At 59.5% G+C, this 25292-nt stretch carries 29 protein-coding genes, 4 tRNA genes and 1 pseudogene; 21 read left to right on the forward strand and 13 right to left on the reverse strand.

The window, feature by feature from the left end:
* The first annotated feature begins 9 nt into the window (after positions 1-9).
* On the forward strand, positions 10-957 hold the full coding sequence (ispH, locus tag BLV61_RS19500) for a 4-hydroxy-3-methylbut-2-enyl diphosphate reductase (RefSeq protein WP_047533422.1): 948 nt from the start codon (positions 10-12) through the stop codon (positions 955-957).
* Here ispH and BLV61_RS19505 read toward each other — a convergent pair.
* Entirely contained in the window at positions 926-1477 is a 552-nt protein-coding gene (locus BLV61_RS19505; RefSeq protein WP_047533419.1) for a GspH/FimT family pseudopilin, read from the reverse strand. The two genes, ispH and BLV61_RS19505, sit on opposite strands and share 32 nt — an antisense overlap.
* 130 nt (positions 1478-1607) lie before the next feature.
* On the opposite strand from BLV61_RS19505, the gene BLV61_RS19510 reads away from it, so the two are divergent.
* Genes BLV61_RS19510 through thiO form a run of 7 tightly spaced genes read left to right on the forward strand, consistent with a single transcriptional unit; the run spans position 1608 to position 5702 of the window.
* The gene (locus BLV61_RS19510) at positions 1608-2081 is read left to right on the forward strand and encodes a GspH/FimT family pseudopilin (protein ID WP_090466971.1); all 474 of its coding nucleotides are present in this window, start codon (positions 1608-1610) and stop codon (positions 2079-2081) included.
* Positions 2078-2527 carry a type IV pilus modification protein PilV gene (gene pilV / locus BLV61_RS19515; RefSeq protein ID WP_090466973.1) on the forward strand — a complete coding sequence of 150 codons (450 nt, stop codon included), beginning with the start codon at positions 2078-2080 and terminating at the stop codon, positions 2525-2527. Before BLV61_RS19510 ends, pilV begins: the two co-directional genes overlap by 4 nt.
* Entirely contained in the window at positions 2524-3237 is a 714-nt protein-coding gene (locus tag BLV61_RS19520; protein WP_090466975.1) for a prepilin-type N-terminal cleavage/methylation domain-containing protein, read from the forward strand. The genes pilV and BLV61_RS19520 overlap by 4 nt, the downstream gene beginning before the upstream one ends.
* Positions 3238-3248: 11 nt before the next feature.
* The gene (locus BLV61_RS19525) at positions 3249-3728 is read left to right on the forward strand and encodes a pilus assembly PilX family protein (RefSeq protein ID WP_090466977.1); all 480 of its coding nucleotides are present in this window, start codon (positions 3249-3251) and stop codon (positions 3726-3728) included.
* On the forward strand, positions 3715-4128 hold the full coding sequence (locus BLV61_RS19530; protein WP_090466978.1) for a hypothetical protein: 414 nt from the start codon (positions 3715-3717) through the stop codon (positions 4126-4128). The genes BLV61_RS19525 and BLV61_RS19530 overlap by 14 nt, the downstream gene beginning before the upstream one ends.
* 14 nt (positions 4129-4142) lie before the next feature.
* Complete coding sequence (locus BLV61_RS19535; RefSeq protein ID WP_090466980.1) at positions 4143-4544, forward strand: type IV pilin protein; 402 nt, start codon at positions 4143-4145, stop codon at positions 4542-4544.
* A gap of 57 nt (positions 4545-4601) precedes the next feature.
* Positions 4602-5702: a glycine oxidase ThiO gene (gene thiO, locus BLV61_RS19540; protein ID WP_090466982.1), complete on the forward strand. Its 1101-nt coding sequence runs from the start codon at positions 4602-4604 to the stop codon at positions 5700-5702.
* Positions 5703-5720: 18 nt separating this feature from the next.
* Here the strand turns inward: thiO and BLV61_RS19545 are convergent, their stop codons facing one another.
* From BLV61_RS19545 to BLV61_RS19560, 4 genes are all read right to left on the reverse strand, one after another.
* Complete coding sequence (locus tag BLV61_RS19545) at positions 5721-7058, reverse strand: sigma-54-dependent transcriptional regulator (protein WP_090466984.1); 1338 nt, start codon at positions 7056-7058, stop codon at positions 5721-5723.
* Positions 7055-8644 carry an ATP-binding protein gene (locus BLV61_RS19550; protein WP_090466986.1) on the reverse strand — a complete coding sequence of 530 codons (1590 nt, stop codon included), beginning with the start codon at positions 8642-8644 and terminating at the stop codon, positions 7055-7057. Before BLV61_RS19550 ends, BLV61_RS19545 begins: the two co-directional genes overlap by 4 nt.
* Entirely contained in the window at positions 8634-8867 is a 234-nt protein-coding gene (locus tag BLV61_RS19555) for a PP0621 family protein (RefSeq protein WP_090466988.1), read from the reverse strand. Before BLV61_RS19555 ends, BLV61_RS19550 begins: the two co-directional genes overlap by 11 nt.
* Before the next feature lie 136 nt (positions 8868-9003).
* Positions 9004-10026 (reverse strand): outer membrane protein assembly factor BamD, encoded by a 1023-nt coding sequence (locus tag BLV61_RS19560; protein WP_047533396.1) that lies wholly within the window; start codon positions 10024-10026, stop codon positions 9004-9006.
* A gap of 151 nt (positions 10027-10177) precedes the next feature.
* Here BLV61_RS19560 and rluD point away from each other — a divergent pair, with 151 nt between their 5' ends.
* The 9 genes and pseudogenes from rluD to BLV61_RS32155 all read left to right on the forward strand — a co-directional run bounded on the left by rluD (position 10178) and on the right by BLV61_RS32155 (position 17188).
* A complete protein-coding gene (gene rluD, locus BLV61_RS19565; RefSeq protein ID WP_047533394.1) occupies positions 10178-11140 on the forward strand; it encodes a 23S rRNA pseudouridine(1911/1915/1917) synthase RluD in 963 nt (320 codons plus the stop codon).
* Positions 11137-11856, forward strand: a complete 720-nt coding sequence (gene pgeF, locus BLV61_RS19570; RefSeq protein WP_047533392.1) for a peptidoglycan editing factor PgeF — start codon at positions 11137-11139, stop codon at positions 11854-11856. The genes rluD and pgeF overlap by 4 nt, the downstream gene beginning before the upstream one ends.
* 180 nt (positions 11857-12036) lie before the next feature.
* Positions 12037-14601, forward strand: a complete 2565-nt coding sequence (gene clpB, locus BLV61_RS19575) for an ATP-dependent chaperone ClpB (protein ID WP_090466991.1) — start codon at positions 12037-12039, stop codon at positions 14599-14601.
* 401 nt (positions 14602-15002) lie between these two features.
* A tRNA-Asn gene (locus BLV61_RS19580) sits at positions 15003-15078 on the forward strand.
* A 9-nt stretch (positions 15079-15087) separates the two neighbouring features.
* A tRNA-Pro gene (locus BLV61_RS19585) sits at positions 15088-15164 on the forward strand.
* Positions 15165-15169: 5 nt separating this feature from the next.
* Positions 15170-15245, forward strand: a tRNA-Lys gene (locus tag BLV61_RS19590).
* Between the two features lie 95 nt (positions 15246-15340).
* Positions 15341-15417, forward strand: a tRNA-Pro gene (locus BLV61_RS19595).
* A 145-nt stretch (positions 15418-15562) separates the two neighbouring features.
* Positions 15563-16333, forward strand: a pseudogene (locus BLV61_RS32150) (MCP four helix bundle domain-containing protein); the annotation flags it as partial.
* Positions 16325-17188 carry a methyl-accepting chemotaxis protein gene (locus BLV61_RS32155; protein ID WP_425272124.1) on the forward strand — a complete coding sequence of 288 codons (864 nt, stop codon included), beginning with the start codon at positions 16325-16327 and terminating at the stop codon, positions 17186-17188. The pseudogene BLV61_RS32150 and the gene BLV61_RS32155, both read left to right, overlap by 9 nt.
* A 58-nt stretch (positions 17189-17246) precedes the next feature.
* Here the strand turns inward: BLV61_RS32155 and BLV61_RS19605 are convergent, their stop codons facing one another.
* The 4 genes from BLV61_RS19605 to BLV61_RS19620 are packed head-to-tail and all read right to left on the reverse strand — an operon-like array spanning position 17247 to position 19972.
* Positions 17247-18545, reverse strand: coding sequence for an NAD(P)/FAD-dependent oxidoreductase (locus BLV61_RS19605; protein WP_047533385.1), 1299 nt, complete (start codon positions 18543-18545; stop codon positions 17247-17249).
* 48 nt (positions 18546-18593) lie between these two features.
* The gene (locus BLV61_RS19610) at positions 18594-18767 is read right to left on the reverse strand and encodes a DUF3094 family protein (RefSeq protein ID WP_047533382.1); all 174 of its coding nucleotides are present in this window, start codon (positions 18765-18767) and stop codon (positions 18594-18596) included.
* Between the two features lie 54 nt (positions 18768-18821).
* Positions 18822-19349 carry an MOSC domain-containing protein gene (locus BLV61_RS19615; protein WP_047533379.1) on the reverse strand — a complete coding sequence of 176 codons (528 nt, stop codon included), beginning with the start codon at positions 19347-19349 and terminating at the stop codon, positions 18822-18824.
* A complete protein-coding gene (locus BLV61_RS19620) occupies positions 19346-19972 on the reverse strand; it encodes a DUF1780 domain-containing protein (RefSeq protein ID WP_047533376.1) in 627 nt (208 codons plus the stop codon). The genes BLV61_RS19615 and BLV61_RS19620 overlap by 4 nt, the downstream gene beginning before the upstream one ends.
* 127 nt (positions 19973-20099) lie before the next feature.
* Between BLV61_RS19620 and BLV61_RS19625 the strand changes: the two genes are divergently transcribed.
* The 3 genes from BLV61_RS19625 to BLV61_RS19635 all read left to right on the forward strand — a co-directional run bounded on the left by BLV61_RS19625 (position 20100) and on the right by BLV61_RS19635 (position 21532).
* The gene (locus BLV61_RS19625) at positions 20100-20567 is read left to right on the forward strand and encodes an FAD/FMN-containing dehydrogenase (RefSeq protein ID WP_090469930.1); all 468 of its coding nucleotides are present in this window, start codon (positions 20100-20102) and stop codon (positions 20565-20567) included.
* Positions 20564-21253, forward strand: a complete 690-nt coding sequence (locus BLV61_RS19630) for an energy-coupling factor ABC transporter permease (RefSeq protein WP_047533373.1) — start codon at positions 20564-20566, stop codon at positions 21251-21253. Before BLV61_RS19625 ends, BLV61_RS19630 begins: the two co-directional genes overlap by 4 nt.
* 63 nt (positions 21254-21316) lie before the next feature.
* On the forward strand, positions 21317-21532 hold the full coding sequence (locus tag BLV61_RS19635; RefSeq protein WP_047533370.1) for a hypothetical protein: 216 nt from the start codon (positions 21317-21319) through the stop codon (positions 21530-21532).
* Between the two features lie 9 nt (positions 21533-21541).
* Here BLV61_RS19635 and yacG read toward each other — a convergent pair whose 3' ends face one another.
* The 4 genes from yacG to BLV61_RS19655 are packed head-to-tail and all read right to left on the reverse strand — an operon-like array spanning position 21542 to position 24450.
* Positions 21542-21742, reverse strand: a complete 201-nt coding sequence (yacG, locus tag BLV61_RS19640) for a DNA gyrase inhibitor YacG (protein WP_008058361.1) — start codon at positions 21740-21742, stop codon at positions 21542-21544.
* Positions 21739-22362, reverse strand: a complete 624-nt coding sequence (gene coaE, locus BLV61_RS19645; RefSeq protein WP_047533366.1) for a dephospho-CoA kinase — start codon at positions 22360-22362, stop codon at positions 21739-21741. The genes yacG and coaE overlap by 4 nt, the downstream gene beginning before the upstream one ends.
* A complete protein-coding gene (locus BLV61_RS19650) occupies positions 22359-23231 on the reverse strand; it encodes a prepilin peptidase (protein ID WP_090466997.1) in 873 nt (290 codons plus the stop codon). The genes coaE and BLV61_RS19650 overlap by 4 nt, the downstream gene beginning before the upstream one ends.
* A gap of 1 nt (position 23232) precedes the next feature.
* Entirely contained in the window at positions 23233-24450 is a 1218-nt protein-coding gene (locus tag BLV61_RS19655) for a type II secretion system F family protein (protein WP_090467000.1), read from the reverse strand.
* A 404-nt stretch (positions 24451-24854) separates the two neighbouring features.
* Between BLV61_RS19655 and BLV61_RS19660 the strand changes: the two genes are divergently transcribed.
* Entirely contained in the window at positions 24855-25274 is a 420-nt protein-coding gene (locus BLV61_RS19660; protein ID WP_047533357.1) for a pilin, read from the forward strand.
* Positions 25275-25292 lie beyond the last annotated feature (18 nt).

Below are 25292 nucleotides of genomic sequence, written 5' to 3' on the forward strand. Positions count from 1 at the left end.
AGGCACAGCATGCAAATCAAACTCGCCAACCCCCGTGGCTTCTGCGCCGGTGTGGACCGCGCGATCGAAATCGTCAACCGCGCCCTGGAAGTGTTCGGTCCTCCGATCTACGTACGCCACGAAGTGGTCCATAACAAATTCGTCGTCGAAGACCTGCGCGCGCGCGGGGCGATTTTCGTCGAGGAACTGGATCAGGTGCCGGACGATGTGATCGTGATCTTCAGTGCCCACGGTGTTTCCCAGGCCGTTCGCACTGAAGCTGCCGGGCGGGGCCTGAAAGTGTTCGACGCCACCTGCCCACTGGTGACCAAGGTGCACATCGAAGTGGCGCGCTACAGCCGCGACGGTCGCGAATGCATTCTCATCGGCCACGCCGGTCACCCGGAAGTCGAAGGCACCATGGGCCAATACGACGCGAGCAATGGTGGTGCGATCTATCTGGTCGAGGACGAAAAAGACGTCGCCGAACTGCAAGTGCACAACCCCGAGAAACTGGCGTTCGTCACCCAGACCACCCTGTCCATGGACGACACCAGCCGTGTCATCGACGCCCTGCGTACGCGTTTCCCGGCCATCGGTGGTCCGCGCAAGGACGACATCTGCTACGCCACGCAAAACCGTCAGGATGCGGTCAAGCAACTGGCCGACGAATGCGATGTCGTGTTGGTGGTTGGCAGTCCGAACAGCTCCAACTCCAATCGCCTGCGTGAGCTCGCCGAGCGCATGGCGACCCCGGCCTACCTGATCGACGGTGCTGAAGACCTGCAAAAAAGCTGGTTCGACGGCGTCGAGCGCATCGGCATCACGGCAGGCGCTTCTGCACCGGAAGTCCTGGTGCGCGGCGTGATCCAGCAGTTGCAAGCCTGGGGCGCTACTGGTGCTGATGAACTGGCCGGCCGCGAGGAGAACATCACATTCTCCATGCCTAAAGAGTTGCGCGTTCGTTCCCTGCTCTGATTCCTTCCCCTCCTGCGCATAATGCCTGTTCAGCTTTTTCGCTGCGCAGGCTGACGCGGCCGGTGGACGCCAGTACCACCTGGTGCCGGCTCACTGGTTCGCGGCTGGCGCAAACGTGTAATGTCCCCGATTGAAGGCCTTTTTTCGCCGGTTCGCCCAAATGACTGAAGCGTACTGACGTCCTGACATGTTGATTGCCGAACACCGGCACTCGGTTTCCGCTCCGGTGCTCCATCAGTAGCGGATTGCTGATGTCCTCATGCCCCTTGCCGCTGACATCCAGGACGATTCGCCAGCCCTGGCTCCAGTCATCGTTTATGCCATGAATGACGACGGACTGGTTTCGTGTGATCGCGGCGACTCTTGCGCTACGCATTCCGCTGGCAAGTGACTTCGCTGTCTCCTCGCGATAGGTCGATTCTGACAGTGCCGCAAACGCCGGACTGACCAAGTGCAGAACAATCCCGACAATTGTCAGTCCCATGAGCAGTTCGATCAGGCTGAAACCGCGCTGATGCATGACATTTCCCTCCCTGAAGTTTTCTCGGCCGAGCAATCCATGCGCGGGCGATGGCAATGCAACCGGAATTTGGCGGCCGCATGTTCTGGCGAGCAACAGCAGGTATAGCCAACGGCAGCAAAGGGCACCGATGCAACATCGTTCAAATGGTTTCACGTTGCTGGAGTTGCTGGTGGCGATTGCGGTCTTTCTGGTCCTGATCACCCTGGCTGTACCGGCGTTTACGCGTTCGGCGCAAATCACCAGGGCCGATACTGAAATCGGTGATCTGCAACATGCTCTTAACTTCGCACGACTGGAGGCGATCAATCGCGGAGTGACGACCCGCGTGCGCCCGACGGCGGGTGGCAGCGCATGGACCGGGGAGTTGTCGGTGTATGACGGAACCAGTACGCCGGCGAATGTATTGCGGGTTGTGCCGGCGATGAGCAGTGGCGCGACGCTGACGCTAACCTCGGGTGTGTCGGCCATCGATTTCAACAATCTGGGAGGGTTGTCGTCACCGTCCACGGCGGTGGTGATCAGTTATGTATTGGGTGCGCAAAGCAGGACGTTGAACCTGTGTTTGAACGGACGAATTCTATTGGGTGGAAGTTGCGGATGAGGCAATGGCGCAAAGGTGCACAGGAGGGCATGACACTGATCGAAGTCCTGGTTGCATTGTTGATTCTGAGCGTGGGTCTGTTGGGGGCGGCGGCATTGCAGCTGAATGCACTCAAGTACACGGACAGTGCGCGCATGACCAGCCAGGCCAGTTTTATCGCCTACGACATGATGGACCGCATTCGCGCCAACGCGGCCGCCGACTACACCGTTACGCCACCGACCTCGGGCAATCCGAACGTTGCCCGGGACCAGGATCTCTACGATTTCACCAGTAACATCATTGGTTTTGGCGGCCCCAGTGCGACCGGCAGCATCAGCCTCAATCAGCGCGTGTACACCATCACCATTTCCTGGGACGACTCACGGGCCGCCAACAGCGCCGAATCCCGTCGCAGCTTCGTCCTGAGCAGCCGGGCCACTGTCGACCCGGTGGGCACGCCATGAACGGTTCCAGTCGAGGGTTTGGCCTGATCGAATTGCTCATCGCCCTGGCGTTGAGCCTGGTTGTGGTGTTGGGCGTGGTGCAGGTGTTCATCGCCGCCAAAAACACTTACGTCAGTCAGAACGCCGCCGCAGCCATGCAGGAAGATGCGCGTTTCGTGCTGAGCAAAATGATTCAGGAAATCCGTATGGTCGGCATGTTCGGCTGTCTGGAGACCATCACCGCGGAGGGGGCGGCGCGTGATTTCAATGCCAGTCGGATAACGCCGATCAGTTGGGACAATGCCCGCCAAAGCCTGACGCTGGTGACGGCGGATGTCGGCAGTAACGGTGGGACGCCGACATGGACCGTGGTCTCCGATTGTCGGACCGGTGCGACGGCTTACAGTGAGTCGCGTACGCCTGGTCCCGGCCAACTGGCATTTCCGATCCGGCGGATAGCCTATGGCTTGAGAAAGGATCAGCTGACGATTGCCGTCGGCAATGGCGCACCGCTCCGGCAGCCGCTGGTGGATAACGTCAAAGCCTTTGACGTGAGCTTCGGCATTGCCAGCTCTGCCACGGATATCGCCGCGTCCAGCTATAGCAGCAATCCGTCTGACCCGGCACGCATTCGCAGCGTGCGGCTGAGCCTGACGCTCTTCGACCCTCACCATCGGGTAAGCGATCAAACCTTCAACGTGGTTGCCGCTCTGCGCAATCGCCTGCCATGAAGGGAGGGGCGATGAGTTATTCATCCGTGATTTCGTATCACCAGCGCGGCATGGCATTGCTCGTCAGCCTGGTATTCCTGTTGTTGCTGACGCTGACAGGTATCTCTTCAATGCAGAACGCCACCTTGCAGGAAAAAATGGCCGGCAGCGTGAGCCTGCGCAATCAGTCGTTTCAAGGCGCCGAGGCTGCATTGCGGGTGGGCGAAAGCGCGGTGCAACGGGGCGGTTTTGCGCTGCCGGATTGCAGCGGGCACCTTCAATGCGCTCCACCGGCCGAGTCGCTGACCATTACGTCTGCGGGTTTCAACGCTACCTCCGGAGTGATGTGGGTGGCGTCGGGCAAGGGCTTTTATGGCGTGCAAAACATCGGCGTCAGCCGCGACGCCGTGAATGTGCCGATCAATACACAGGCAACCTTGTACCGGATAACGGCGGTAGGCATCGCGGGCCATTCTCGCAGTGTTGTGGAGAGCATTTATGCCAAGTACTGAGCGGCCTGCCAGGTTCTGGCTGTTGCTGTGCGGTGTGATCATCGCGCTGAACCTGTCGGTGCCGGCCCAGGCCATCACGCCGCCGGATTCACCGGCGCTGGACCGGCGAACCTGTCTGGCCAATGGCAACTGGTACGGTTTTTATCGCAACAATCATGGGCTGATACCCATCTGCCTGAAGCTGCCCGAAGCGATCAGCGCTAAGATGCTCGACAGCAACGACGATGGCGTGGTCGACGGCAACGATTTGCTTTCGAACGGCGTGACCTTCATCGGAGAAAATTCGCCCCGGGACGCCGATGACAATGGCGCGGAGGCGCACGAATCCATTGGCGACGATACCCCGGGGCTGGAAAAATCCGGCGGCAGCCGTCGCATCATGTGGCGACAAATTCAGTAAGTGAGAGTTGAGGCATGCACAGATCCAACCGCGGTTTTACCCTGATCGAAATTATGATCGTGATTGCAATCATCGGGATTGTCATGACCATTGCTGTCCCGAGCTTCACCGAATACCTGAACAAGGGCCGCCGTACCGAAGTGGCCAGTCTGCTTTCCGAGCAGGCGCAAATCCTTGAGCGCTTCTATTCGCAAAAAAATGTCTACACCGATGCCACCGGTCTGAGCGCCGGCAACGATTACTACACCATTACCCCGACTCTGACCGATCAGACGTTCCTGCTGACCGCCGTGCGCAAGCCGGGCACGAGCATGGCTGCGGACAAGTGCGGAGATTTCACTATGACCAATACCGGTGTCCGTGGCATGGTCAACGCCACGGCCGGCCTGACCGCCAAGGATTGCTGGGGTCGCTGAGTTTACTTTTCGGACGCCCCTTTGCGTCCACTGTCTATTTATCGGTTGGATCAGAACATGACCAGGCAACAGCAAGTGGTGATTGTCGGCGGCGGGGTAATCGGGCTGCTGACGGCATTCAATCTCGCGTCCGAAGTGCAGAGCGTTGTGCTGCTGGATCGCTCGAACGTGGGCCGGGAATCCTCCTGGGCAGGCGGCGGGATTGTTTCGCCGCTTTATCCATGGCGTTACAGCCCGGCGGTCACCGCATTGGCCCACTGGTCCCAGGATTTTTATCCACAGCTGGGTGAGCGCCTGTTTGCGGCCACCGGGGTTGATCCCGAGGTGCACATCACCGGTCTGTACTGGCTGGATCTGGATGACGAGGCCGAGGCGCTGGCGTGGGCTGCACGCGAGAACCGTCCATTGCGGGCTGTGGATATCTCGGCGGCACACGATGCGGTGCCGGTGCTGGGCGGCGGTTTTTCCCGGGCGATCTACATGGCTGATGTGGCCAACGTGCGCAATCCACGGCTGGTGAAGTCGCTCAAGGCTGCGTTGTCGGCGCTGCCGAACGTGACGATCCACGAGCAGTGTGAAGTCAGCGGGTTTCTCCGTGAAGGCGATAAAGTCGTTGGCGTGCACACCTCGACAGGGAGTGTCCATGCAGATCAGGTGGTCCTGACGGCGGGCGCCTGGAGCGGTGACTTGCTCAAGGGGCTGGGGCTGGAGTTGCCGGTCGAGCCGGTAAAAGGCCAGATGATTCTCTACAAGTGCGCCGCTGACTTTCTGCCAAGCATGGTGCTGGCCAAGGGGCGTTACGCGATTCCGCGGCGCGACGGACACATTCTGATTGGCAGTACCCTGGAGCATGAAGGCTATGACAAGACGCCGACCGAGTCGGCCCTGGAGAGCCTCAAGGCATCGGCGGTGGAGTTGATTCCGGCGCTGGCGGATGCAGAAGTGGTGGGGCATTGGGCCGGATTGCGCCCAGGTTCGCCGGAAGGCATTCCTTATATTGGTCGGGTGCCTGGATTTAATGGGTTGTGGCTCAACTGCGGGCACTACCGTAACGGTCTGGTACTGGCGCCGGCGTCGTGTCAGTTGTTCGCTGATGTGATGTTGGGGCGAGAGCCGATTATCGATCCTGCACCCTATGCGCCGACCGGTCGGATCTGAGACAAGATCAAGAGCCGTTCAATCCAGGCCGAATTTCTTCAGCCTGTAGCGCATCGACCGGAACGACAAATTCAACCGCTGAGCCGCTGCCGTGCGGTTCCAGCGGGTTTCTTCCAGGGCCTGGAGAATGAGCTGGCGCTCGACGTTTTCCAGGTACGCTTCCAGGTTGTCGATCTGTGTCAGGTCGAGTAATCCCCCCACGATAGCGCAGTTGCCCTCGGCCAGACGCAGGTCGCTGGCCTCGATCTGTTTGTTTTCGCACAGGGTATGAGCCCGTTCGAGCATGTTCTCCAGTTCCCGCACATTGCCTGGGAAGCGGTAGCTTTTCAGCGCGTCGAGGGCGTGCGGGTGGAGTTTTGCCGCCGGTTGCCCGGTGTCGGCGGCCAGGCGCATGAGCACGTGGCTGGCCAGCGGTTCTATGTCGTCGCGGCGCTCGCGCAGCGGCGGAACCCGCAGCTCGATCACATTCAAGCGGTAGTACAAGTCCTGGCGAAAGCGTTCACTGGCTACCTCGGCATCGAGGTCTTTGTGGGTGGCGCAAAGGATGCGCACATCGACGACCTCTTCCTGTTGCCCGCCGACGCTGCGTACGGCTTTCTCCTGAATCGCGCGTAGCAGTTTGACCTGCATCGGCAGCGGCAGATCAGCCACCTCGTCAAGGAACAGGGTGCCGCCGTGCGCGGCCTGGAACAGTCCGGGTTTGTCTTCGATGGCACCGCTGAAGCTGCCTTTGCGATGGCCGAAAAACTCGCTTTCCATCAACTCCGATGGAATCGCTCCGCAGTTGACCGGCACGAAGGGGTGATTGGCCCGTGGTCCTCGCTCATGGATCAGGCGCGCAACCAGTTCCTTGCCGCTGCCGGACTCGCCGCTGATGTAGACCGGTGCCTGGCTGCGCGCCAGTTTGTCGATCTGTTTGCGCAGGTTGCGCATGGGCAATGAATCACCCAGCAGACGACGATCGATAGCGCTGCCGGGAACAGCAAGCAGCAGGGCGCTGGCGACCAGTTCCCGCAGGCGGCCAAGGTCCACCGGTTTGCTCAGGAAGTCGAAGGCGCCGGCCTTCAGTGCATTGATCGCCGTTTCGACATTGCCGTAGGCGGTGATCATGGCCACCGGAACTTGCGGGTAACGTTGCTGGATGTGCTGCACCAGCTCAAGGCCGTTGCCGTCCGGCAGGCGCATGTCGGTGAGGCACAGATCGAACGTTTCGCGCTTGAGCAGGCCCAGGGCCTCACCCACATCGCGGGCACTGTAGGTGTCGAGTTTCATCCTTCCCAGGGTAATTTCCAGGAGTTCGCGGATGTCCGGTTCATCGTCGACGATCAGGACTTTTTGCCGTGATTTCTTGTTCAACCTTGTTTCCGTCCGTGCGCAAAGGTAATGCGAAAGCAGCCGCCATCCTGGCGTGGCTTGAAGTCCAGGCGAGCCTGATTGCTTTCGCACAGCTCACGGGACAGGTAGAGGCCCAGGCCAGTGCCGTGCTGACTGGTGGTGAAGAAGGGTTCGAACAGTTGCGCTTGATGGTCCGGGGGGACACCGGGACCGTCGTCGATTATTTCCAGGATCGGCAACTGGCTGTTTGGATCGATAAACAGTTCCAGCCAGACCTGCGCCTGCTCGCGGCGCAAGCCACTGTGGCGCCATGCGTTGCCTATCAGGTTGTCGAGAATCTGCCGCAATTGGTCGGGATCCATCAGGGTCTTGAAGTCTGCACCAGTGGTGTGCAAGTGAATCTGCTGGCGTGCGGTTGCCGCCTCGCGGGTTTCGCCCACGAATTGTTCCAGCCACGGTTTCAAGTCGAGTCGTTGCGGCACAGTTTGCTGGCGGCGGGACAGTTGCAGGACGTTTTCGATTACCCGATTCATTCGCTCAGAGTGGTCTTGAATGATCTGCGTCAGACGTCGATCCGCGCCGTTCAGTTCCTCCGATTCTCGTAATAGCTGCGCGGCATGACTGATGGCGCCCAGCGGATTGCGGATTTCATGGGCGATGCCGGCGGTCAGGCGACCCAGGGCCACCAGTTTCAATTGCTGCGCCTGTTGCGCGATCTGGGCGAGGTCCTCGAGAAAGACCAGGGTCTGGTGGTTCGGGCTGATGCCCAAGGCGATGAAGCTGGGTCGCAGTTCCAGGCCGCTGCCGGTGATCTTCAAGCTGTGGGGACGCAGCGTTGGATTCTTGCGCCAAAGGTCCAGGCGCTCGATCAGGGCAGGGCAGTGCTCGTCAATCACGAGGCCTTCGAGATGCTCGCAATCGAGCAGGGCCAGGGCGCTGTGGTTGGCGAGCTGCACTCGTCTGCACTCGTCGAGCACCAGTATGCCGGTGCGCATCCGTTGCAGGATCAGCGCATTGAGGGTTTCCAGGCCGATGACTTCACTGGCCTTTTGCTCGGCCAGGGTTTCGCTGACCTCCAGGCGTCGGGTCAGGCCTTGCACCAATAACGCTGCGGCAAAACACAGGGTGCCAAGGGCTCCTGCCTGCAAGTAATCGTTGGGGCTGGAAGGGTGGCTGAAGCTCAGCAGGAAACTCAAGCCGACGATGCCGAGCGCGCCGACAGCGGCAATCAACAGCCCGATGCGCCTTCGCAACAAGGTGTTGCCGATGGCTACCGATACGATCAACAGGTTGCCAACGGCGCTGGCCACGCCACCTGCGGCATAAAACAGGCCGCACAACAGCAGCACGTCAGCCAGCGCCAGGCTGAACAATTGCGCCGGCCGGCGTGTGTCCTCGAAGAACACAACCAGCAGAATGTTCAGTATCAGGTACAACCAGCTGCCACCACGCAGCAACGCGTCATTGCCGGACGTCAGCAACTGATTGTCCATGTCGCTGGAAATCAAAAGCACCAGGATGATGCCGACGCTCAAACGGTAGAGGTGATAAAGGCGCAGCAGTCGCTGGGCCTGTTTGCCGCCGGGACTTTGAGTCTCAGCGACCACTGGACCCTGGGCCTTGCTCGAGGTGAGCCTGGCTGCAATACCACTGTTGTTGAAGACTCAGCGCCCGGTCGCGGGGCAGGTGCACGCCGCAATGGGCGCATCGGACCATCGGTGCCGCTTCCAGCTCGGCGGGGGACTTGGGCACGGAAGCCTGGCCCTTGTATTTACGCCAGAACCACACCGCAGCGGCAATAACGGCGATCCAGAATATTAAACGAAGCATGGTGAGCTGCTTTTTGGTTGATGAAGCGCCAGTTTAGCCGGGGACATCGCAGCCGCACAGCGCAATGCTCCTTATAAAAAATGGCGCAATAAAAAAGGGAGACTCGAGAGTCTCCCTTTTGGGCCCGTGCGGGGTGTCAGTCGAACACACCGAACGTCATGTAGCTGAACCACGAGCGGTCGCTGTTGTTGCCTTCCGCTTCGTGATTTTCTTCTTCGATCACATCGCCGTTGGTGTCTTTTGGCTTGAGTTCGTTCGGAATCGCATCCTTGGCGTCCTGGAACTGCTTCTGCACGTCCTGGTTGGCGCGGGTTTCTCCCGGTGGCAGCGGAGGACGGGATTCGATCATGCCCAGGGTGGCCTTGCTCAGCCACGAACGGTTATCGGCTTCGGCCACCGACGGTACGAACTGACCGTCGACCAGGCTTGGGTGGTTCGGGTAGTTGAGCTTCAAGGTTTCGAGGCTGGTGGCGGCCAGCTCATCCAGGTGCAGACGCTGGTAGGCTTCGGTCATCACCGCCAGGCCGTCGCCGACCGATGGGGTTTCCTGGAAGTTTTCCACCACGTAACGGCCACGGTTCGCGGCAGCCACATAGGCCTGACGGGTCAGGTAGTAGTCGGCAACGTGAATTTCGTACGCCGCCAGCAGGTTGCGCAGGTAGATCATGCGCTGCTTGGCATCCGGCGCGTAACGGCTGTTCGGGAAGCGGCTGGTCAGCTGGGCGAACTCGTTGTAGGAGTCGCGGGCGGCGCCGGGGTCACGCTTGGTCATGTCCAGTGGCAGGAAGCGCGCCAGCAGTCCGACGTCCTGGTCGAACGACGTCAGGCCCTTGAGGTAGTAGGCGTAGTCGACGTTCGGATGCTGTGGATGCAGACGAATGAAGCGCTCGGCCGCGGCTTTTGCAGCCTCGGGCTCGGCGTTCTTGTAGTTGGCGTAGATGAGCTCGAGTTGGGCCTGATCGGCATAACGACCGAACGGATAACGCGATTCCAGAGCCTTCAGCTTGGCGGTGGCGCTGTTGTAGCTGTTGTTGTCCAGATCGGTCTGAGCCTGTTGGTACAACTCGACTTCACTCAGGTTTTCGTCTACGACTTCCTTCGATGAGCAAGCAGCGGTCAATGCGAGGATGGCGATCAGCAGCAGGTGTTTCACTTGCATGGCGGCTTGCGTCCCTATGACGGCCGCTGTCTTGGGCGTGGCCGTCCTGTTATGATGAGCGCCCCGTTGAATAGCCTCGGGGCAAAAGACGCCGTATTTAACCACAAGCGCGCAGCCGAAACCAAAGGCTGTGCCGACGCCTAGTCTGAGCATGTCCGATAAAATTGAACTTCGCGCAGAGGTGCCGTCCGAATTGGGCGGCCAACGCCTCGATCAAGTCGCCGCACAATTATTCGCTGAGCACTCGCGCTCGCGCCTTTCCGCCTGGATCAAAGACGGCCGCCTGACTGTGGATGGGGCGGTTATCCGCCCGCGAGACATCGTTCACGGTGGCGCCATTCTTGAACTCACTGCCGAGCAGGAAGCTCAGGGCGAATGGGTCGCTCAAGACATTGCCCTGGACATCGTCTATGAAGATGACGACATCCTGGTGATCAACAAGCCTGCGGGCCTGGTGGTGCATCCGGCTGCCGGTCACGCTGATGGCACCTTGCTCAACGCCTTGCTCCACCACGTGCCGGACATCGTCAACGTGCCGCGCGCCGGTATCGTGCACCGCCTGGACAAGGACACCACCGGTCTGATGGTGGTGGCCAAGACCATTCAGGCGCAGACGCAGTTGGTGACACAATTGCAGAGCCGCAGCGTCAGCCGGATCTACGAATGCATCGTGATCGGCGTGGTGACGGCTGGCGGCAAGATCAATGCGCCGATCGGTCGTCATGGTCAGCAGCGCCAGCGCATGGCGGTGATGGAGGGGGGCAAGCAAGCCGTCAGCCATTACCGTGTGCTCGAGCGTTTCCGTTCCCACACGCACGTGCGGGTGAAGCTCGAAACCGGTCGTACGCACCAGATTCGCGTGCATATGGCGCACATCAACTTCCCGTTGGTCGGAGATCCTGCCTACGGCGGTCGCTTCCGTATTCCGCCGGCAGCGAACCCGACGATGGTCGAATCGCTGAAAAACTTCCCGCGCCAGGCGCTGCACGCGCGTTTCCTGGAGCTGGATCATCCGACCACCGGTCAACGGATGAGCTGGGAGTCGCCGTTGCCGGAAGATTTCGTCTGGTTGCTGACCCTGCTCAAGCAAGATCGCGAGGCGTTCATCGGATGAGTGACTGGCTGATTCCTGACTGGCCCGCGCCGGCCGGGGTCAAAGCCTGTGTGACCACTCGTGCGGGCGGCGTCAGTCTGGCGCCGTTCGACAGCCTCAATCTGGGCGATCACGTCGACGACAGCCCTGAAGCTGTCGCCGAAAATCGCCGTCGCCTCACCGATCATTTCTCCATTCAACCGGCCTGGCTGCAGCAGGTCCACGGCATCGTCGTGGCCCATGCCGACCCAGGCCGAGTGGTCACTGCCGACGCCAGTTGGACGGCGACGCCGGGCATCGCTTGCGCGGCCATGACCGCCGACTGCCTGCCGGCGTTGTTTTGCGACCGTGCCGGCACTCGCGTCGCGGCGGCCCATGCCGGTTGGCGCGGGTTGGCGGCCGGCGTGCTGGAAGCCACTCTGGACAGCCTGGATGTGCCCGCTGCCGACACATTGGTATGGCTCGGCCCGGCCATTGGCCCGCAAGCCTTTGAAGTCGGCCCGGAAGTACGCGAAACCTTCGTGCAGCAGCTGCCGCAAGCGGCTGAGGCCTTTGTGCCGAGCCACAACCCCGGCAAGTTCATGGCTGATATCTATAAGCTGGCGCGTCTGCGCCTGGCGGCTCGCGGTGTCACCGCCGTTTATGGTGGCGGTTTCTGCACCGTGACCGATCCGCGCTTCTTTTCTTACCGCCGCAGTCCGAAAACCGGCCGGTTTGCCTCCCTTATCTGGCTGTAGCGCCCTGTCTCACGAGTACTGTTACTCGCAAGAAAGGGCGCTAGCGCTAGACTTGTCTGATCTGCATCAACATCACGACGCTTGAATCTCCCAGAATCGACCGCATCTATTGTGCTATCTGGCAGGTTTCTTCATTCAGGATGTTTTATTGGTCCGACCTGCTCAAAAGGAAGGTGACCCATGCGTATAGATCGTTTAACAAGCAAATTGCAATTAGCCTTGTCCGATGCCCAGTCCCTGGCCGTCGGTCTCGACCATCCGGCCATTGAGCCGGCGCATTTGATGCAGGCCCTGCTCGAACAGCAGGGCGGCTCGATCAAGCCTCTGCTGATGCAAACAGGCTTCGACATCAACAGCCTGCGTAAAGAGCTGACCAAAGAGCTCGACCAGCTGCCGAAAATCCAGAATCCGACCGGTGACGTCAACATGTCGCAGGATCTGGCGCGTCTGCTCAACCAGGCTGATCGCCTGGCCCAGCAGAAGGGCGACCAGTTCATCTCCAGCGAGCTGGTGTTGCTCGCCGCCATGGACGAGAACAGCAAGCTCGGCAAATTGTTGCTCGGTCAGGGCGTGAGTAAGAAAGCGCTGGAAAATGCGATCAACAACCTGCGCGGTGGCGAGGCGGTCAATGACCCTAACCACGAAGAGTCGCGCCAGGCGCTGGATAAATACACTGTCGATATGACCAAGCGCGCCGAAGAGGGCAAGCTCGACCCGGTGATCGGTCGTGACGACGAAATTCGCCGGACCATTCAGGTGTTGCAACGCCGCACCAAGAACAACCCGGTATTGATCGGTGAGCCTGGTGTCGGTAAGACCGCCATCGTTGAAGGCCTGGCCCAGCGCATCATCAACGGTGAAGTGCCGGATGGCCTCAAGGGCAAGCGTCTGCTGTCCCTCGACATGGGGGCGCTGATTGCCGGTGCCAAGTATCGCGGCGAATTCGAAGAGCGCCTCAAATCCTTGCTCAATGAACTGTCGAAGCAGGAAGGGCAGATCATTCTGTTCATCGACGAACTGCACACCATGGTCGGTGCCGGCAAGGGCGAAGGCTCGATGGATGCGGGCAACATGCTCAAGCCAGCATTGGCTCGCGGCGAGCTGCATTGCGTCGGCGCCACCACGCTCAATGAGTACCGCCAATATATAGAGAAGGACGCCGCCCTCGAGCGACGCTTCCAGAAAGTGTTGGTGGAGGAGCCGAGTGAAGAAGACACCATCGCGATCCTGCGGGGCCTGAAAGAACGCTACGAGGTTCACCACAAGGTGGCGATCACCGATGGTGCGATCATTGCCGCGGCCAAGCTCAGCCATCGCTATATCACTGATCGTCAGTTGCCGGACAAGGCCATCGACCTGATCGACGAAGCCGCCAGCCGTATCCGCATGGAGATCGACTCCAAGCCGGAAGTGCTGGACCGTCTGGAACGTCGCTTGATTCAGTTGAAGGTGGAATCCCAGGCGCTGAAGAAAGAGAGCGACGACGCGGCGAAGAAACGTCTGGAAAAACTCCAGGAAGAAATCGTGCGCCTTGAGCGTGAGTACTCGGATCTCGAAGAAATCTGGAACTCGGAAAAGGCCGAGGTACAGGGTTCAGCGCAGATTCAGCAGAAGATCGAGCAGTCCCGCCAGGAACTGGAAACCGCACGCCGTAAAGGCGATCTGAACCGCATGGCTGAGTTGCAGTATGGGGTGATCCCGGACCTGGAGCGCAGCTTGCAGATGGTCGACCAGCACGGCAAGAGCGAGAACCAGTTGCTGCGCAGCAAGGTGACTGAAGAAGAGATCGCGGAAGTCGTGTCGAAGTGGACCGGTATTCCCGTGTCGAAAATGCTCGAAGGCGAGCGCGACAAGCTGATGAAGATGGAAAGCCTGTTGCACCAGCGTGTGATCGGGCAGGACGAAGCGGTGGTGGCGGTTTCCAACGCCGTGCGGCGTTCCCGTGCCGGTTTGGCTGATCCGAACCGACCAAGCGGTTCGTTCATGTTCCTCGGCCCGACCGGTGTCGGTAAAACCGAGCTGTGCAAGGCGCTGGCGGAGTTCTTGTTCGACACCGAAGAAGCGATGGTGCGCATCGATATGTCCGAGTTCATGGAGAAACATTCCGTGGCTCGCCTGATTGGCGCACCACCGGGCTATGTAGGCTATGAAGAAGGCGGTTACCTGACCGAGGCCGTGCGTCGCAAGCCTTACTCGGTGATCCTGCTGGACGAGGTCGAGAAGGCGCACCCGGATGTGTTCAACATCCTGCTGCAAGTGCTGGAAGATGGCCGGTTGACCGACAGCCATGGCCGCACGGTGGACTTCAAAAATACCGTGATTGTCATGACGTCCAACCTCGGTTCGGTGCAGATCCAGGAGTTGGTCGGTGATCGCGAGGCCCAGCGTGCGGCAGTAATGGACGCGATTTCTTCGCACTTCCGGCCGGAGTTCATCAACCGGGTCGATGAAGTGGTGATCTTCGAGCCATTGGCACGGGATCAGATCGCCGGCATTACCGAGATCCAGTTGGGTCGTCTGCGCAGTCGTCTGACCGAGCGGGAGCTGAAGCTGGAACTCAGCCCTGAGGCCATGGATAAGCTGATCGCGGTAGGGTACGACCCGGTGTATGGCGCTCGGCCGCTGAAACGAGCGATCCAGCGCTGGATCGAAAACCCGCTGGCACAGCTGATTCTGTCGGGTCGTTTCATGCCCGGCGATACTGCCAAGGGCGTTGTGGAGAACGACGAAATCGTCTTCGTTTGATCCACTGTAGGAGCGAGCCTGCTCGCGATGGTCGTTAACGATAACGCGTGTTATCAGGCTAAACGCAGCGCTCAAGAGGTCTTCGCGAGGAAGCGAGCTCCTACAAAAATGTGTAGTTGAACAGGAGGCCTCGCATTGCGAGGCCTTTTTTTCGTTAGGCTGTTGAACTTAAAGGAAAAGGCTTGTAAAGTGCGCCCCGCAGTCAGTCACCCACCAGGGTTTCCGCTCCCCAAGCAGGAATCCAAAATAAGTTGCAAATCATTAACTTGAAAGCAATTTAGGGGGTTGACAGAGGTGCTGAAGATTGTAGAATAGCGCGCCTCAGACACACGAACGCAGTGATGCGAACGGGTCGAAGAGAACGCAGTAAAGCTTCACCGTTGTAAATTGAAATATGTAGTTCCGTGATAGCTCAGTCGGTAGAGCAAATGACTGTTAATCATTGGGTCCCAGGTTCGAGTCCTGGTCACGGAGCCAATTTCAAACCGGGGTATAGCGCAGTCCGGTAGCGCGCCTGCTTTGGGAGCAGGATGTCAGGAGTTCGAATCCCCTTACCCCGACCATTTTAGGGTCGTTAGCTCAGTTGGTAGAGCAGTTGGCTTTTAACCAATTGGTCGTAGGTTCGAATCCCACACGACCCACCATTTTTGAAACCAGTTAACGCTGGAATCAAATCTTAAGATCAGACGCCAAAAGCGCTGTTCGCAAAAGGTACCTTTCAAAGGTGCCTTTTTTTTACCGGGGTATAGCGCAGTCCGGTAGCGCGCCTGCTTTGGGAGCAGGATGTCAGGAGTTCGAATCCCCTTACCCCGACCATATTAAAAATCCTCGTATCGAAAGATACGGGGATTTTTTTGTCTGCAAAAAAAAACACTTCGCTTCAAGTCATCGTACAACTTGCCGATAACGAGCTGTCGGGGCACAGCCCCCGCTCAAGCCCACAACAAGAAAGGCACTCGTTATGTTTCTTCGACAGTTGAATATTGCCCCCCGTGCTGCGTTGGGTTTCGCCTTGATTGCGGTGCTTGTCGCGCTGCTCGGGATATTTGCACTGGGGCAAATGTCGAGCATCCGCGAGAGTGAAGTGGCGGTGGAAAAACAATGGCTACCGAGTATTCGTGGCGGTGACGAGATTCGCGAGATCATGCTGCGCATTCGCACGATTTCCCTGCGGATGGCCCTGGATCAGGACCCGAAGAACATTGCGCAATACCGCAGCCAAATGGATACCCGCGACAAGGAACTGAGCGAAAAGATTGCCGCCTACGACAAGCTGGTTACCACGGCTGAAGGCAAGGCGCTGTACGAGCAGTTCAAAAGTACCTTCGCGGCCTATCGCACTGGCATTGCCCAATCGTTCACCCTGGCTGAACAGGGGCGTCGCGACGAACTGACCAAATTGTTGCTGGTGGACATGAAGACCGTGGTCGACGGTTCCGGCAAACAGCTCAGTGATCTGGCTGAGCTGTTCGCCAAACAAGTCGCGGCGGAAAGCGACAAGTCCAAAGACCACTACGACACTTCACGCACCATCGTGAGCGTATTCATCGCCCTCGCGGCATTGGCCACGGTTGGCCTGGCGATGTTGCTGACACGCAGCATCGTGCGTCCGTTGAGTGAAGCGGTGAGCGCTGCAGAGCATGTGGCTCAGGGTGATCTGACCCGTCCGATCGAAACCCATGGCAATGACGAAGTCAGTCGTTTGCTCAAAGCGTTGGCGACCATGCAGCAAAACCTGCGGGAAACCCTGCAGGGCATCAGCGGGTCAGCCACGCAATTGGCCACGGCGGCCGATGAATTGAGCGCCGTGACCCTCGATAGCACTCAGGGCCTGCAACAACAGAACAACGAGATTGAGCAAGCGGCCACGGCGGTCAATGAAATGACCATTGCCGTGGAAGAGGTCGCGCGCAACGCAGTCTCCACGTCCGATGCCACTCGCCAGTCCAGTGAGTCAGCGCATCAAGGGCGGGAGAGGGTCAGCGAAACCGCCCGTTCGATCAGTGCACTGGCCGACGACGTGCAGAGCACCGGTGAGCTGGTGCAATCGCTGGCCAACCAATCCCAGGATATCGGCAAGGTGCTGGATGTGATTCGCGCCATTGCCGAACAAACCAACTTGCTGGCGCTCAATGCTGCGATTGAAGCCGCGCGCGCGGGTGAGAGTGGTCGCGGGTTTGCGGTGGTGGCCGATGAAGTGCGCGCGCTGGCCTATCGCACGCAGCAATCGACCCAGGAAATCGAACAAATGGTGCAGGGTATGCGCAACGGTTCGAGCCTGGCCCTGGAGGCCATGAACGCCAGCACCTCCCGTGCCGCCAGCACGTTGTTGCTGGCCGAGAAGGCAGGTGAGGCGCTGCAAACCATCACGGCGTCGGTGCATCAGATTCACGAGCGAAACCTGGTGATCGCCAGTGCAGCCGAGGAACAGGCCCAAGTGGCGCGCGAGGTCGATCGCAACCTGGTGAATATCCGTGACCTGTCTGTGCGTTCGGCCGCCGGGGCCGATCAGACCAGTGCATCGAGCCATGAGCTGTCGCAGTTGGCGAATGCCCTGCAGGGGATGGTGCGGCGCTTCCGGGTGTAATGTTCTCGGATAAAACTGTGGGAGCGAGCCTGCTCGCTCCCACAGTGGTCGGGCGGTATCAGTGCAACTTGAGCCGTGGCTCGGTGCCGCGCCCGATCTTACTGCCCAGCATCAGCATTGCCGTGCGGAACGGCCCGTACAGCGCCATCTGGTGCATGCGGTACAGCGACACGTAAAACATCCGCGCCAGCCAACCTTCGAGCATCACGCTGCCAGTGAGGTTGCCCATCAAGTTACCCACAGCAGAAAAACGCGACAGCGAGATCAGCGAGCCGTAGTCGGTGTACTTGTATTCAGGCAATGCCTTGCCTTCAATCCGCAGTTTCAGCGACTTGGCCAGCAATGACGCCTGTTGATGCGCGGCTTGCGCGCGTGGCGGCACGTTGCGGTCGGTACCCGGTTGCGGGCAGGCCGCGCAGTCACCGAAGGCGAAGATATTTTCGTCACGGGTGGTTTGCAGGGTCGGCAGCACTTGCAGCTGATTGATGCGGTTGGTTTCCAGGCCATCGATGTCCTTGAGGAAACCCGGTGCGCGAATCCCTGCGGCCCAGACTTTAAGGCTGGCCTTGATCACGTTGCCATCGGTGGTGATCAGGCTGTCTGCCGTCACTTCGCTGACCGCTGCGTTGGTCATGACATTGACCCCGAGTTTCTCCAGGGTTTTATGCACAGGCCCGCCGATTCGCTCCGGCAGCGCAGGCAGAACCCGTGGCCCCGCTTCGATCAGGGTGATGTGCATGTTTTCCGGTTTGATCCGGTCCAGGCCATAGGCTGCCAGTTCGTGGGCGGCATTGTGCAGTTCGGCGGCCAGTTCGACTCCGGTGGCACCGGCGCCGACGATGGCAACGCTGATCTGTTCAACCTTGTCGGTCTGCCCGGCATGGGCACGCAGGTAGTGGTTGAGCAATTGCTGGTGGAAGCGCTCGGCCTGTTTGCGGGTATCGAGGAACAGGCAATGCTGGGCTGCACCCTGGGTGCCGAAATCGTTGGTGGTGCTGCCGACGGAAATCACCAGCGAGTCGTAAGCCACTTCCCGCGCCGGAACCAGCTCAAGGCCGGCCTCGTCATAAGTGGCGGCCAACTGGATTTTCTTTTGTGCGCGATCGAGCCCGCTCATGCGTCCCAGCTGGAACTCGAAGTGGTTCCATTTGGCCTGGGCAACATAGTTGAGTTCATCTTCGGAGGAGTTCAGGGAACCGGCCGCCACCTCGTGCAACAGCGGTTTCCAGATGTGGGTCAGGTTCGCGTCGACCAGCATTACACTGGCGATGCCGCGTTTACCCAGAGTCTTACCCAGACGGGTAGCCAACTCCAGACCGCCGGCGCCGCCGCCAGCGATGACAATACGATGAGTCATGGGGATATCTCACAAGGCTAAAAGAAATCGGTGCAGTCGCGAAGCGGCTCATAGCGTCAGGTAACTGATAAGTCGGCTCAAAAGGCCAAGACCAATGGTCACTGCCAACACCAGCACAAGGAGCATCCACGGCCGGAAGGGCCGGCGCTCGACTCGGTGCTGGGACAGATGCAGGTACTCTTCGACATGCTTCTGGTCGTCGGGGTTCAGGCGGCTGGTCATATCGGGCCTCGTCAGGGGTAGACGTTGCTGATTGCGGAGAGGTTACAAGTCGATTTAACGAACGTTGAACGGAGCATAGCCGCTGTCCGGAATGGGCTCGACGCTCACCGTATCGTCCAGGCGAATGATTCCACTTTGTAACACTCGGGCGGTGATTCCGCCATGTCCGCGAACGGCTTGAAAGGTCCCGGGGCCGAGGTTGTTTTGCAGGCGTGCGCAAGGCTGGCACCAGCCAGTGGTTTCGAAAATCGCCTGGCCAATTCTGAAGCGACGCCCCTTGAGGCTGAACAGGTTGATACCGCTGATAACGAGATTGCGCCGTAACTCATCAGGCAGCACCGGTTTATCGTGCGGGCGGCCCATCAGCGAACTGATCACCGCCAGATGCTCCCATTGGATCAACGTCACTTGCCGCGCATTGCGTACGCCTGGCCGGGCTCGATCACCGGTCAAGCCAGCCTCCAGTCGCGCTTCCACGGCTTCCAGTTCGATCATCGGCACATGAGGTTGCGGGCGCACGCCAATCCAGCGTACGCGACCGATTTGCGGGACATCAGCTATCAGTTCCTGCAATGGGCTCACAGACTGATACCGACGTCGAAAACGATGCTGCGCCCCAGGTTGCTGCGCAGGAAGTCCGGTGCATCCGGATGCGCGAAGAGCACGCGGGCGAAAGTCGGGCCGACCAATGACAACGAGCGCCAGCCTTGGCGCAGGTATTCGGTAGGCGGCGGGAAATGGCTGTTGAGGTCCAGCACTTCGCGCTTGAGGCTGGCGAAGGCGATGATGTCCAGGTCGCCGAGATCCATGCCGCGTTCTTTGTAGTTATGCGCTTTTTTGCGCAAGGTCGGCGCCAGTCGCAGCAAGAATTCGTTGGCCGGGATGCGCCGCGGCTTGGCCTCGCGCCGGACCAGTTGGCTCAGGGAGAATGCGCTGCGGCGGCGTTGCAGCTCATCGCGCCATTCGTCGTTGAGGCGCCGGCCTTCGTCGAGGACGAAGAACACCTCGAAGCTGGCATCGCGAAACAACACGTCCGGCGGTTCGCCGGCCGGGGCGAATTCGTCGGCACGATAAGGAATGTTCAAGCCTTGCAGCAGGCGCTGGCAGACCCAACGCTCACGCTCCCATTTGCGGGCATTGGACAGGAACGCGTTGGCTTGCTCGGCCGCGATGGTCAGCAAGCGTAAGTAATCTGAGTCATCCATAGGCCCAAGCTTAGCGTTCAATTGCGACAAGCAGAAAGCGTTAAGCGGTAAACAGCGTTACTGGGCACCGGGAAGCGCCGGTGTAAACTGCTTGCCACTACCCATGCGATTGAGCGAGGAATTGAACGTGAAGTATTGGTCAGTGTTACTGCTCGGGCTTTTGCCACTGTGGGCCCATGCGCTGGAAGTGGGTGAGCGACTGGCGCCATGGACGCTGCTCGATCAGTTCGATCAGGCCTTTACCCTCGACAATCGCACTCAGACGCTGCTGGTGGCGCGCAGCATGGAAGGCGCCAAGTTGGTCAATGCTGCGTTGCAGGGCCAGCCCAAAGGCTATCTGGAGGCCCGTCATGCAGTATTTCTCGCGGATATCCAGCGCATGCCACGGCTGATCGCAAAAATGTTCGCCGTGCCGGCCATGCGCGATTATTCCTACCGGGTCATGCTGGATCGCGAGGGCCGCGTTGCACCGAAGTATCCCGGTGCTGTGGATAGCGTGCTGTGGTTACAGCTCAAGGACGGCCAGTTGGTGGCGCAGCACGAGTACGCCACGGCTGCGCAGTTGCGTGAGGCGCTGGAGACGTCTCGCCCATGATCGGTGCCGAGCTGCTGTCATCTCAGAGTCTGACAGTCGGCTGGCTGATTTATGTGCCGGTATTGCTCTGGGCGATCTGGCGTGCGCCGTGGGTTGAGCTGTTCACCGATAGCCGTCGCCAGCATTTACTGTTCGGCACGGTGTTCGCGCTGTTCATGTTGTGGTTGGTGCGGCGGGATTTCGATACCGGCGTGTCCTATCACTTCATTGGCATGACAGCGGTAACGCTGTTGCTGGATTGGCCGCTGGCGATCATCGGCGGACTGGTGGCGCAGTTGGGGCTGGTGTCGCTCGGGCGACAGGATTTGATGGCGGTCGGGGTCAACGGCGCGTTGTTGATTCTGTTGCCGGTGCTGGTGACCGAATGCTGCGCGATCCTGGTGGAGCGCGCGCAGCCACGAAATCCCTTTGTGTATATCTTCGTTTCCGGATTTTTTGCCGCGGCACTGTCGGCGTTGCTGTGTCTGCTGCTGGCGCTTTGGCTGTTGTGGTTCGACGAGCGTTTTGAGATGCCGTACTGGCTGGAGGATTTTGTCGGTTACCTGTGGTTGCTGATTTTTCCCGAGGCCTTTATCAACGGCATGGTGGTCAGTGCTCTGGTGGTGTTCTGCCCGGAATGGCTGGAGACCTTCAACCGCACGCGCTACCTTTCGGCGCCCTGGAAGGACGACGATCCGAAGCCTTGATTCACATCAAACCCTGAAAGCGCTGGTGATCCCATGCTCGGCAAAACCTTCAGGAGTTTCGTCATGAGTGTTTATGAGTGGGCAAGGCAGGAATTGCGCCAGAGTCTGGATTCGGCGCAAGCGGAAGGATTTGATCCTGGGTTGAGCCTGCGCGCCTTGCTCAGTGCCGTGGTGCAGCAGAGCAAGGCCGTACGCAGTGCGGAGGATCTGGCCGACGAGTTGCATTTCCTGGCGGAAAACCTCGACGACGGTCAGGACTACGGCTTCATGCGGCCCTGACGACGGGCATCAGTGACGCGGATCGAAGTCGCCGCTGAACAACTCGTCCTCGGCATCGGGAGCCACGGGAATCTTGTGTTCTTCCGACGCCCAGGCCCCCAGGTCGATCAGTTTGCAACGGTCCGAACAGAACGGGCGGAATTTGCTTTCGGGACTCCATTCGACAGGGGCTCCGCAAGTCGGGCATTCGACGGTTGGGGTTTGGCTCATGACTGGCCTCCACGCAAAGTAAGGTAAAAGTGATGCAGGCGTTCAACCTCGCTGTGCAGCCAGGCGAGGTCGCGGTCGTTGACCACCACGTCGTTGGCATGTCTCAGGCGATCCTGGCGGCTGGATTGGGCCTTGAGGATCGCCTGGACCTGCTGTTCGCTAGTCTGGTCACGCAGCAGCGTGCGTTCGATCTGTAGCTGTTCGGGGGCATCGATCACCAGCACCCGTTGGGTCATGGCGTACTGCCCGGACTCGATCAGCAGCGGCGAAACCAGAATCGCATAAGGCGATTTTGCCAGCGCCAGATGTCGAGCGATTTCCTCGGCGATCAGCGGATGCAGCAACGCTTCGAGCCAGCGACGTTCTTCCGGCACCTCGAAGATCCGTTTGCGCAGCGCGGCGCGGTCCAGTTGCCCGTCGGCGAGTAACACATCCGGTCCGAAGTGTTCGACGATCTTCGCCAGCGCCGGCCGCCCCGGTTCGACCACCCAACGGGCGGCATGATCGGCGTCGACCACATGTACGCCGAGGTCGATGAAATGTTGGGCCGCCGCGCTTTTTCCGCTGCCGATGCCGCCGGTGAGGCCGAGAATCCAGGGTTTTTCCACAGGGGTATTCATTTCAAACCGACAAACTGCCAATAGAAGTCGGTTATTTGAACACCCCAGAGCAAGGCAATCCAGCCAGCAATGGCCAGATAGGGCCCGAAGGGGATGGGGGTCGAGGTTTTTGCCTTGCGCAGGCGCAGGATAATCAAGCCAATCACGGCACCCGCCAGGGAGGAGAGGAGGATGGTCAGCGGTAATATTTGCCAGCCACCCCAGGCGCCAAACATCGCCAGCAATTTGAAATCGCCATGGCCCATGCCTTCCTTGCCGGTGATCAGTTTGAACAACCAAAACACCGACCACAGCGCCATATAGCCGGTGATCGCGCCCCACAATGCATCCTGCAACGGCACGAACAGGCCGAGGCTGTTGACGATCAGCCCCAGCCACATCAGCGGCAGCACCAGCACGTCCGGCAATAATTGATGTTCAACGTCGATCAGGCTCATGGCCAGCAGGCCCCACGTCAGTAGCAGGGTCATGCCGGCTGGCCAGCCGAAACCGAAGTGCCAGGCAATGAACGCCGACAACAGGCCGCAGGCGAGTTCGGTCAATGGGTATCGTTTGCTGATCGGTGTCGTGCAAGACGAGCAGCGTCCGCGCAGCAGCAGGAAGCTGAGCAGCGGAATATTTTCCCAGGCCCGAATCCGGTGACCGCAGTTCGGGCACTGGGAATGGGGCAGCAGCAGGTTGTAGGTCGGCAGCGGTGTTTCGCCGGGCAGCCCGAGAATGTCATGGGCCTGCAGGCGCCACTCGCGCTCGAGCATTTTCGGCAGGCGCCAGATCAGCACGTTAAGAAAGCTGCCGACCAGCAGGCCGATCACCCCGGTGATGACGACAAAGGCTAGCGGGTAGTGGGTGAGAATTTCGTTCAAGGGCATATCAGATCGCTGAGCCTAGTTGGAAGATGGGCAGGTACATCGCGACGACCAGGCCACCGACGATAACACCCAGCACCACCATGATGAACGGTTCCATCAGGCTGGTCAGATTATCGACCATGTTATCGACTTCGTCTTCGTAGAAACCCGCGACCTTGTCGAGCATGCCGTCCAGCGCGCCGGACTCCTCGCCAATGGCGGTCATCTGGATGGCCATGTTCGGAAAGATGCCCGAAGTGCGCATGGCGAAATTCAGCTGCATACCCGTCGAAACATCCTGCTTGATCCGCTGCACTGCGCGCTTGAACACAATGTTGCCGGTCGCGCCCGCCACTGACTCAAGAGCTTCCACCAGCGGCACACCGGCGGCGAACGTGGTCGCCAGCGTACGGGCGAAACGGGCCACGGCGGATTTGTACATCAAGGTGCCCACCAGCGGCAGTTTCAACAACCCGGTGTCCATTCGGTCGCGAAAAGCCTGGGACGTCCTGAAGGCATGGCGCATGGCGAACGACCCTGCGATCAGCACCCCGAGCATCATCCACCACGTGTCCTGCATGAACCGCGACAAGCCAATGACCATCACAGTGAAAGCGGGTAACTCGGCTCCGAATCCCTGGAATACCGACTGGAATTGCGGCACCACTTTGACCAGAAGAATCCCGGTGACGATGATCGCGACGAACACCACCACCAGCGGGTAGGTCATGGCTTTCTTGATCTTGGCCTTGAGGCTTTCGCTCTTTTCCTTATAAGTCGCCACCCGTTCCAGCAGCGTATCCAGCGCCCCGGCCTGTTCGCCGGCGTCCACCAGATTGCAGTACAGCTCATCGAAATACCGGGGCTTTTTGCGCAGGGCCGCGGCAAAGCTGTTGCCCGCCGCGACGTCCTGTTTCACCTCGTCCACCAACGTGCGCATGGCCGGGTTATCGAAGCCTTCGCCGATGATGTCGAACGACTGCAGTAGCGGCACCCCGGCTTTCATCATGGTTGCCATTTGCCGGGTGAACAGGGCAATGTCCCGGGCCTTGATGTGGTTGCCCAGGTTGAGCAGCGAGGGGGTTTTCTTGCGAACCTTGCCGGGGGTGATGCCTTGCTTGCGTAATTGCGCCTTGATCAGTGCCGGGTTATGTCCGCTCAGCTCGCCGGTTATTCGGGTGCCTTGGCGATCAGTGCCTTCCCAGGCATATACGCTGATTTTTGCTGCTTTGACCGCCATGTTCTGTCCTTGGTGACCTGGTTGAATTCTTCAAGGCTGGGGATGCAGTGTTGGCACCCCCGGGCTCATAGATCGTGGATATGCCGATGTGTTCCTCGCAGATACCTCTCATTGGCTGGGCCCCGCGGGGAGTCTGCGCCGCTCAGGGCCCATTGTTTGGCCTGGCTGTTGGAGGCGATGCCATGCCTCGGAGTGCCGGACACACGACTCATAGCCTAGTCAAACGGCGGGACCAAGCCGCCAAGGAGGAGGTGACAAAAACTGTCAGATAGTGCGGATTCTGGGGGTAGGAAAGGGTGTTGTGGCGGTCGCGCACCCCGCCAACAGGGCGCGCGGGGCCTGGCATGGGCTGTGCTGCGACAGCTTTAGATCATGAGATTTCGACTCATGCACGGAGGCTGTCAATGCACAAACAAAGAGGCTTTACCCTGATCGAGCTACTGATAGTGGTCGCAATCATCGGGATTCTGGCGACGTTCGCCATTCCTGCGTACTCCAAATACCAGGCGCGGGCCAAAGTGACGGCGGGGCTGGCTGAGATTTCGGCCTTGAAGGTGCCGTTCGAAGACGTCATCAATCAAGGCGACGATCCGGATCTGGCTAAGGTAACCGGGACACCGGTCACCTCTAACTGCACAATGACAGCGACCGGTAACGCTGCGGAGGGTGCTGGCACTATTGTCTGCACCCTTGTGAATGCACCGGGCCCCGTGCTGAATAAGACCATCACCTTGTCGCGAACGCTGACGGGGTGGACGTGCGCCACCACAGTCGATCAGGACTACGCGCCCAAAGGTTGCACGGGCGTTGCCCCGAAAGTCTGATCCATGAGCTGATTGCCA

The organism is Pseudomonas mohnii (assembly GCF_900105115.1).
Taxonomy (GTDB): Bacteria; Pseudomonadota; Gammaproteobacteria; order Pseudomonadales; family Pseudomonadaceae; genus Aquipseudomonas; species Aquipseudomonas mohnii.

Coding starts and splice junctions, on each gene's coding strand:
- pilV (WP_090466973.1), top strand. CDS start 2,078: ATGAGGCAATGGCGCAAAGGTGCACAGGAGGGCATGACACTGATCGAA.
- BLV61_RS19530 (WP_090466978.1), top strand. CDS start 3,715: ATGCCAAGTACTGAGCGGCCTGCCAGGTTCTGGCTGTTGCTGTGCGGT.
- yacG (WP_008058361.1), bottom strand. CDS start 21,742: ATGAGCCAAACCCCAACCGTCGAATGCCCGACTTGCGGAGCCCCTGTC.
- BLV61_RS19620 (WP_047533376.1), bottom strand. CDS start 19,972: ATGGATGACTCAGATTACTTACGCTTGCTGACCATCGCGGCCGAGCAA.
- BLV61_RS19560 (WP_047533396.1), bottom strand. CDS start 10,026: ATGCAAGTGAAACACCTGCTGCTGATCGCCATCCTCGCATTGACCGCT.
- rluD (WP_047533394.1), top strand. CDS start 10,178: ATGTCCGATAAAATTGAACTTCGCGCAGAGGTGCCGTCCGAATTGGGC.
- BLV61_RS19650 (WP_090466997.1), bottom strand. CDS start 23,231: ATGCCCTTGAACGAAATTCTCACCCACTACCCGCTAGCCTTTGTCGTC.
- thiO (WP_090466982.1), top strand. CDS start 4,602: ATGACCAGGCAACAGCAAGTGGTGATTGTCGGCGGCGGGGTAATCGGG.
- ispH (WP_047533422.1), top strand. CDS start 10: ATGCAAATCAAACTCGCCAACCCCCGTGGCTTCTGCGCCGGTGTGGAC.
- BLV61_RS19510 (WP_090466971.1), top strand. CDS start 1,608: ATGCAACATCGTTCAAATGGTTTCACGTTGCTGGAGTTGCTGGTGGCG.
- BLV61_RS19520 (WP_090466975.1), top strand. CDS start 2,524: ATGAACGGTTCCAGTCGAGGGTTTGGCCTGATCGAATTGCTCATCGCC.
- coaE (WP_047533366.1), bottom strand. CDS start 22,362: ATGAATACCCCTGTGGAAAAACCCTGGATTCTCGGCCTCACCGGCGGC.
- BLV61_RS19535 (WP_090466980.1), top strand. CDS start 4,143: ATGCACAGATCCAACCGCGGTTTTACCCTGATCGAAATTATGATCGTG.
- BLV61_RS19635 (WP_047533370.1), top strand. CDS start 21,317: ATGAGTGTTTATGAGTGGGCAAGGCAGGAATTGCGCCAGAGTCTGGAT.
- BLV61_RS19655 (WP_090467000.1), bottom strand. CDS start 24,450: ATGGCGGTCAAAGCAGCAAAAATCAGCGTATATGCCTGGGAAGGCACT.
- BLV61_RS19505 (WP_047533419.1), bottom strand. CDS start 1,477: ATGCATCAGCGCGGTTTCAGCCTGATCGAACTGCTCATGGGACTGACA.
- BLV61_RS19605 (WP_047533385.1), bottom strand. CDS start 18,545: ATGACTCATCGTATTGTCATCGCTGGCGGCGGCGCCGGCGGTCTGGAG.
- clpB (WP_090466991.1), top strand. CDS start 12,037: ATGCGTATAGATCGTTTAACAAGCAAATTGCAATTAGCCTTGTCCGAT.
- BLV61_RS19555 (WP_090466988.1), bottom strand. CDS start 8,867: ATGCTTCGTTTAATATTCTGGATCGCCGTTATTGCCGCTGCGGTGTGG.
- BLV61_RS19660 (WP_047533357.1), top strand. CDS start 24,855: ATGCACAAACAAAGAGGCTTTACCCTGATCGAGCTACTGATAGTGGTC.
- pgeF (WP_047533392.1), top strand. CDS start 11,137: ATGAGTGACTGGCTGATTCCTGACTGGCCCGCGCCGGCCGGGGTCAAA.
- BLV61_RS19610 (WP_047533382.1), bottom strand. CDS start 18,767: ATGACCAGCCGCCTGAACCCCGACGACCAGAAGCATGTCGAAGAGTAC.
- BLV61_RS32155 (WP_425272124.1), top strand. CDS start 16,325: ATGCAGCAAAACCTGCGGGAAACCCTGCAGGGCATCAGCGGGTCAGCC.
- BLV61_RS19630 (WP_047533373.1), top strand. CDS start 20,564: ATGATCGGTGCCGAGCTGCTGTCATCTCAGAGTCTGACAGTCGGCTGG.
- BLV61_RS19525 (WP_090466977.1), top strand. CDS start 3,249: ATGAGTTATTCATCCGTGATTTCGTATCACCAGCGCGGCATGGCATTG.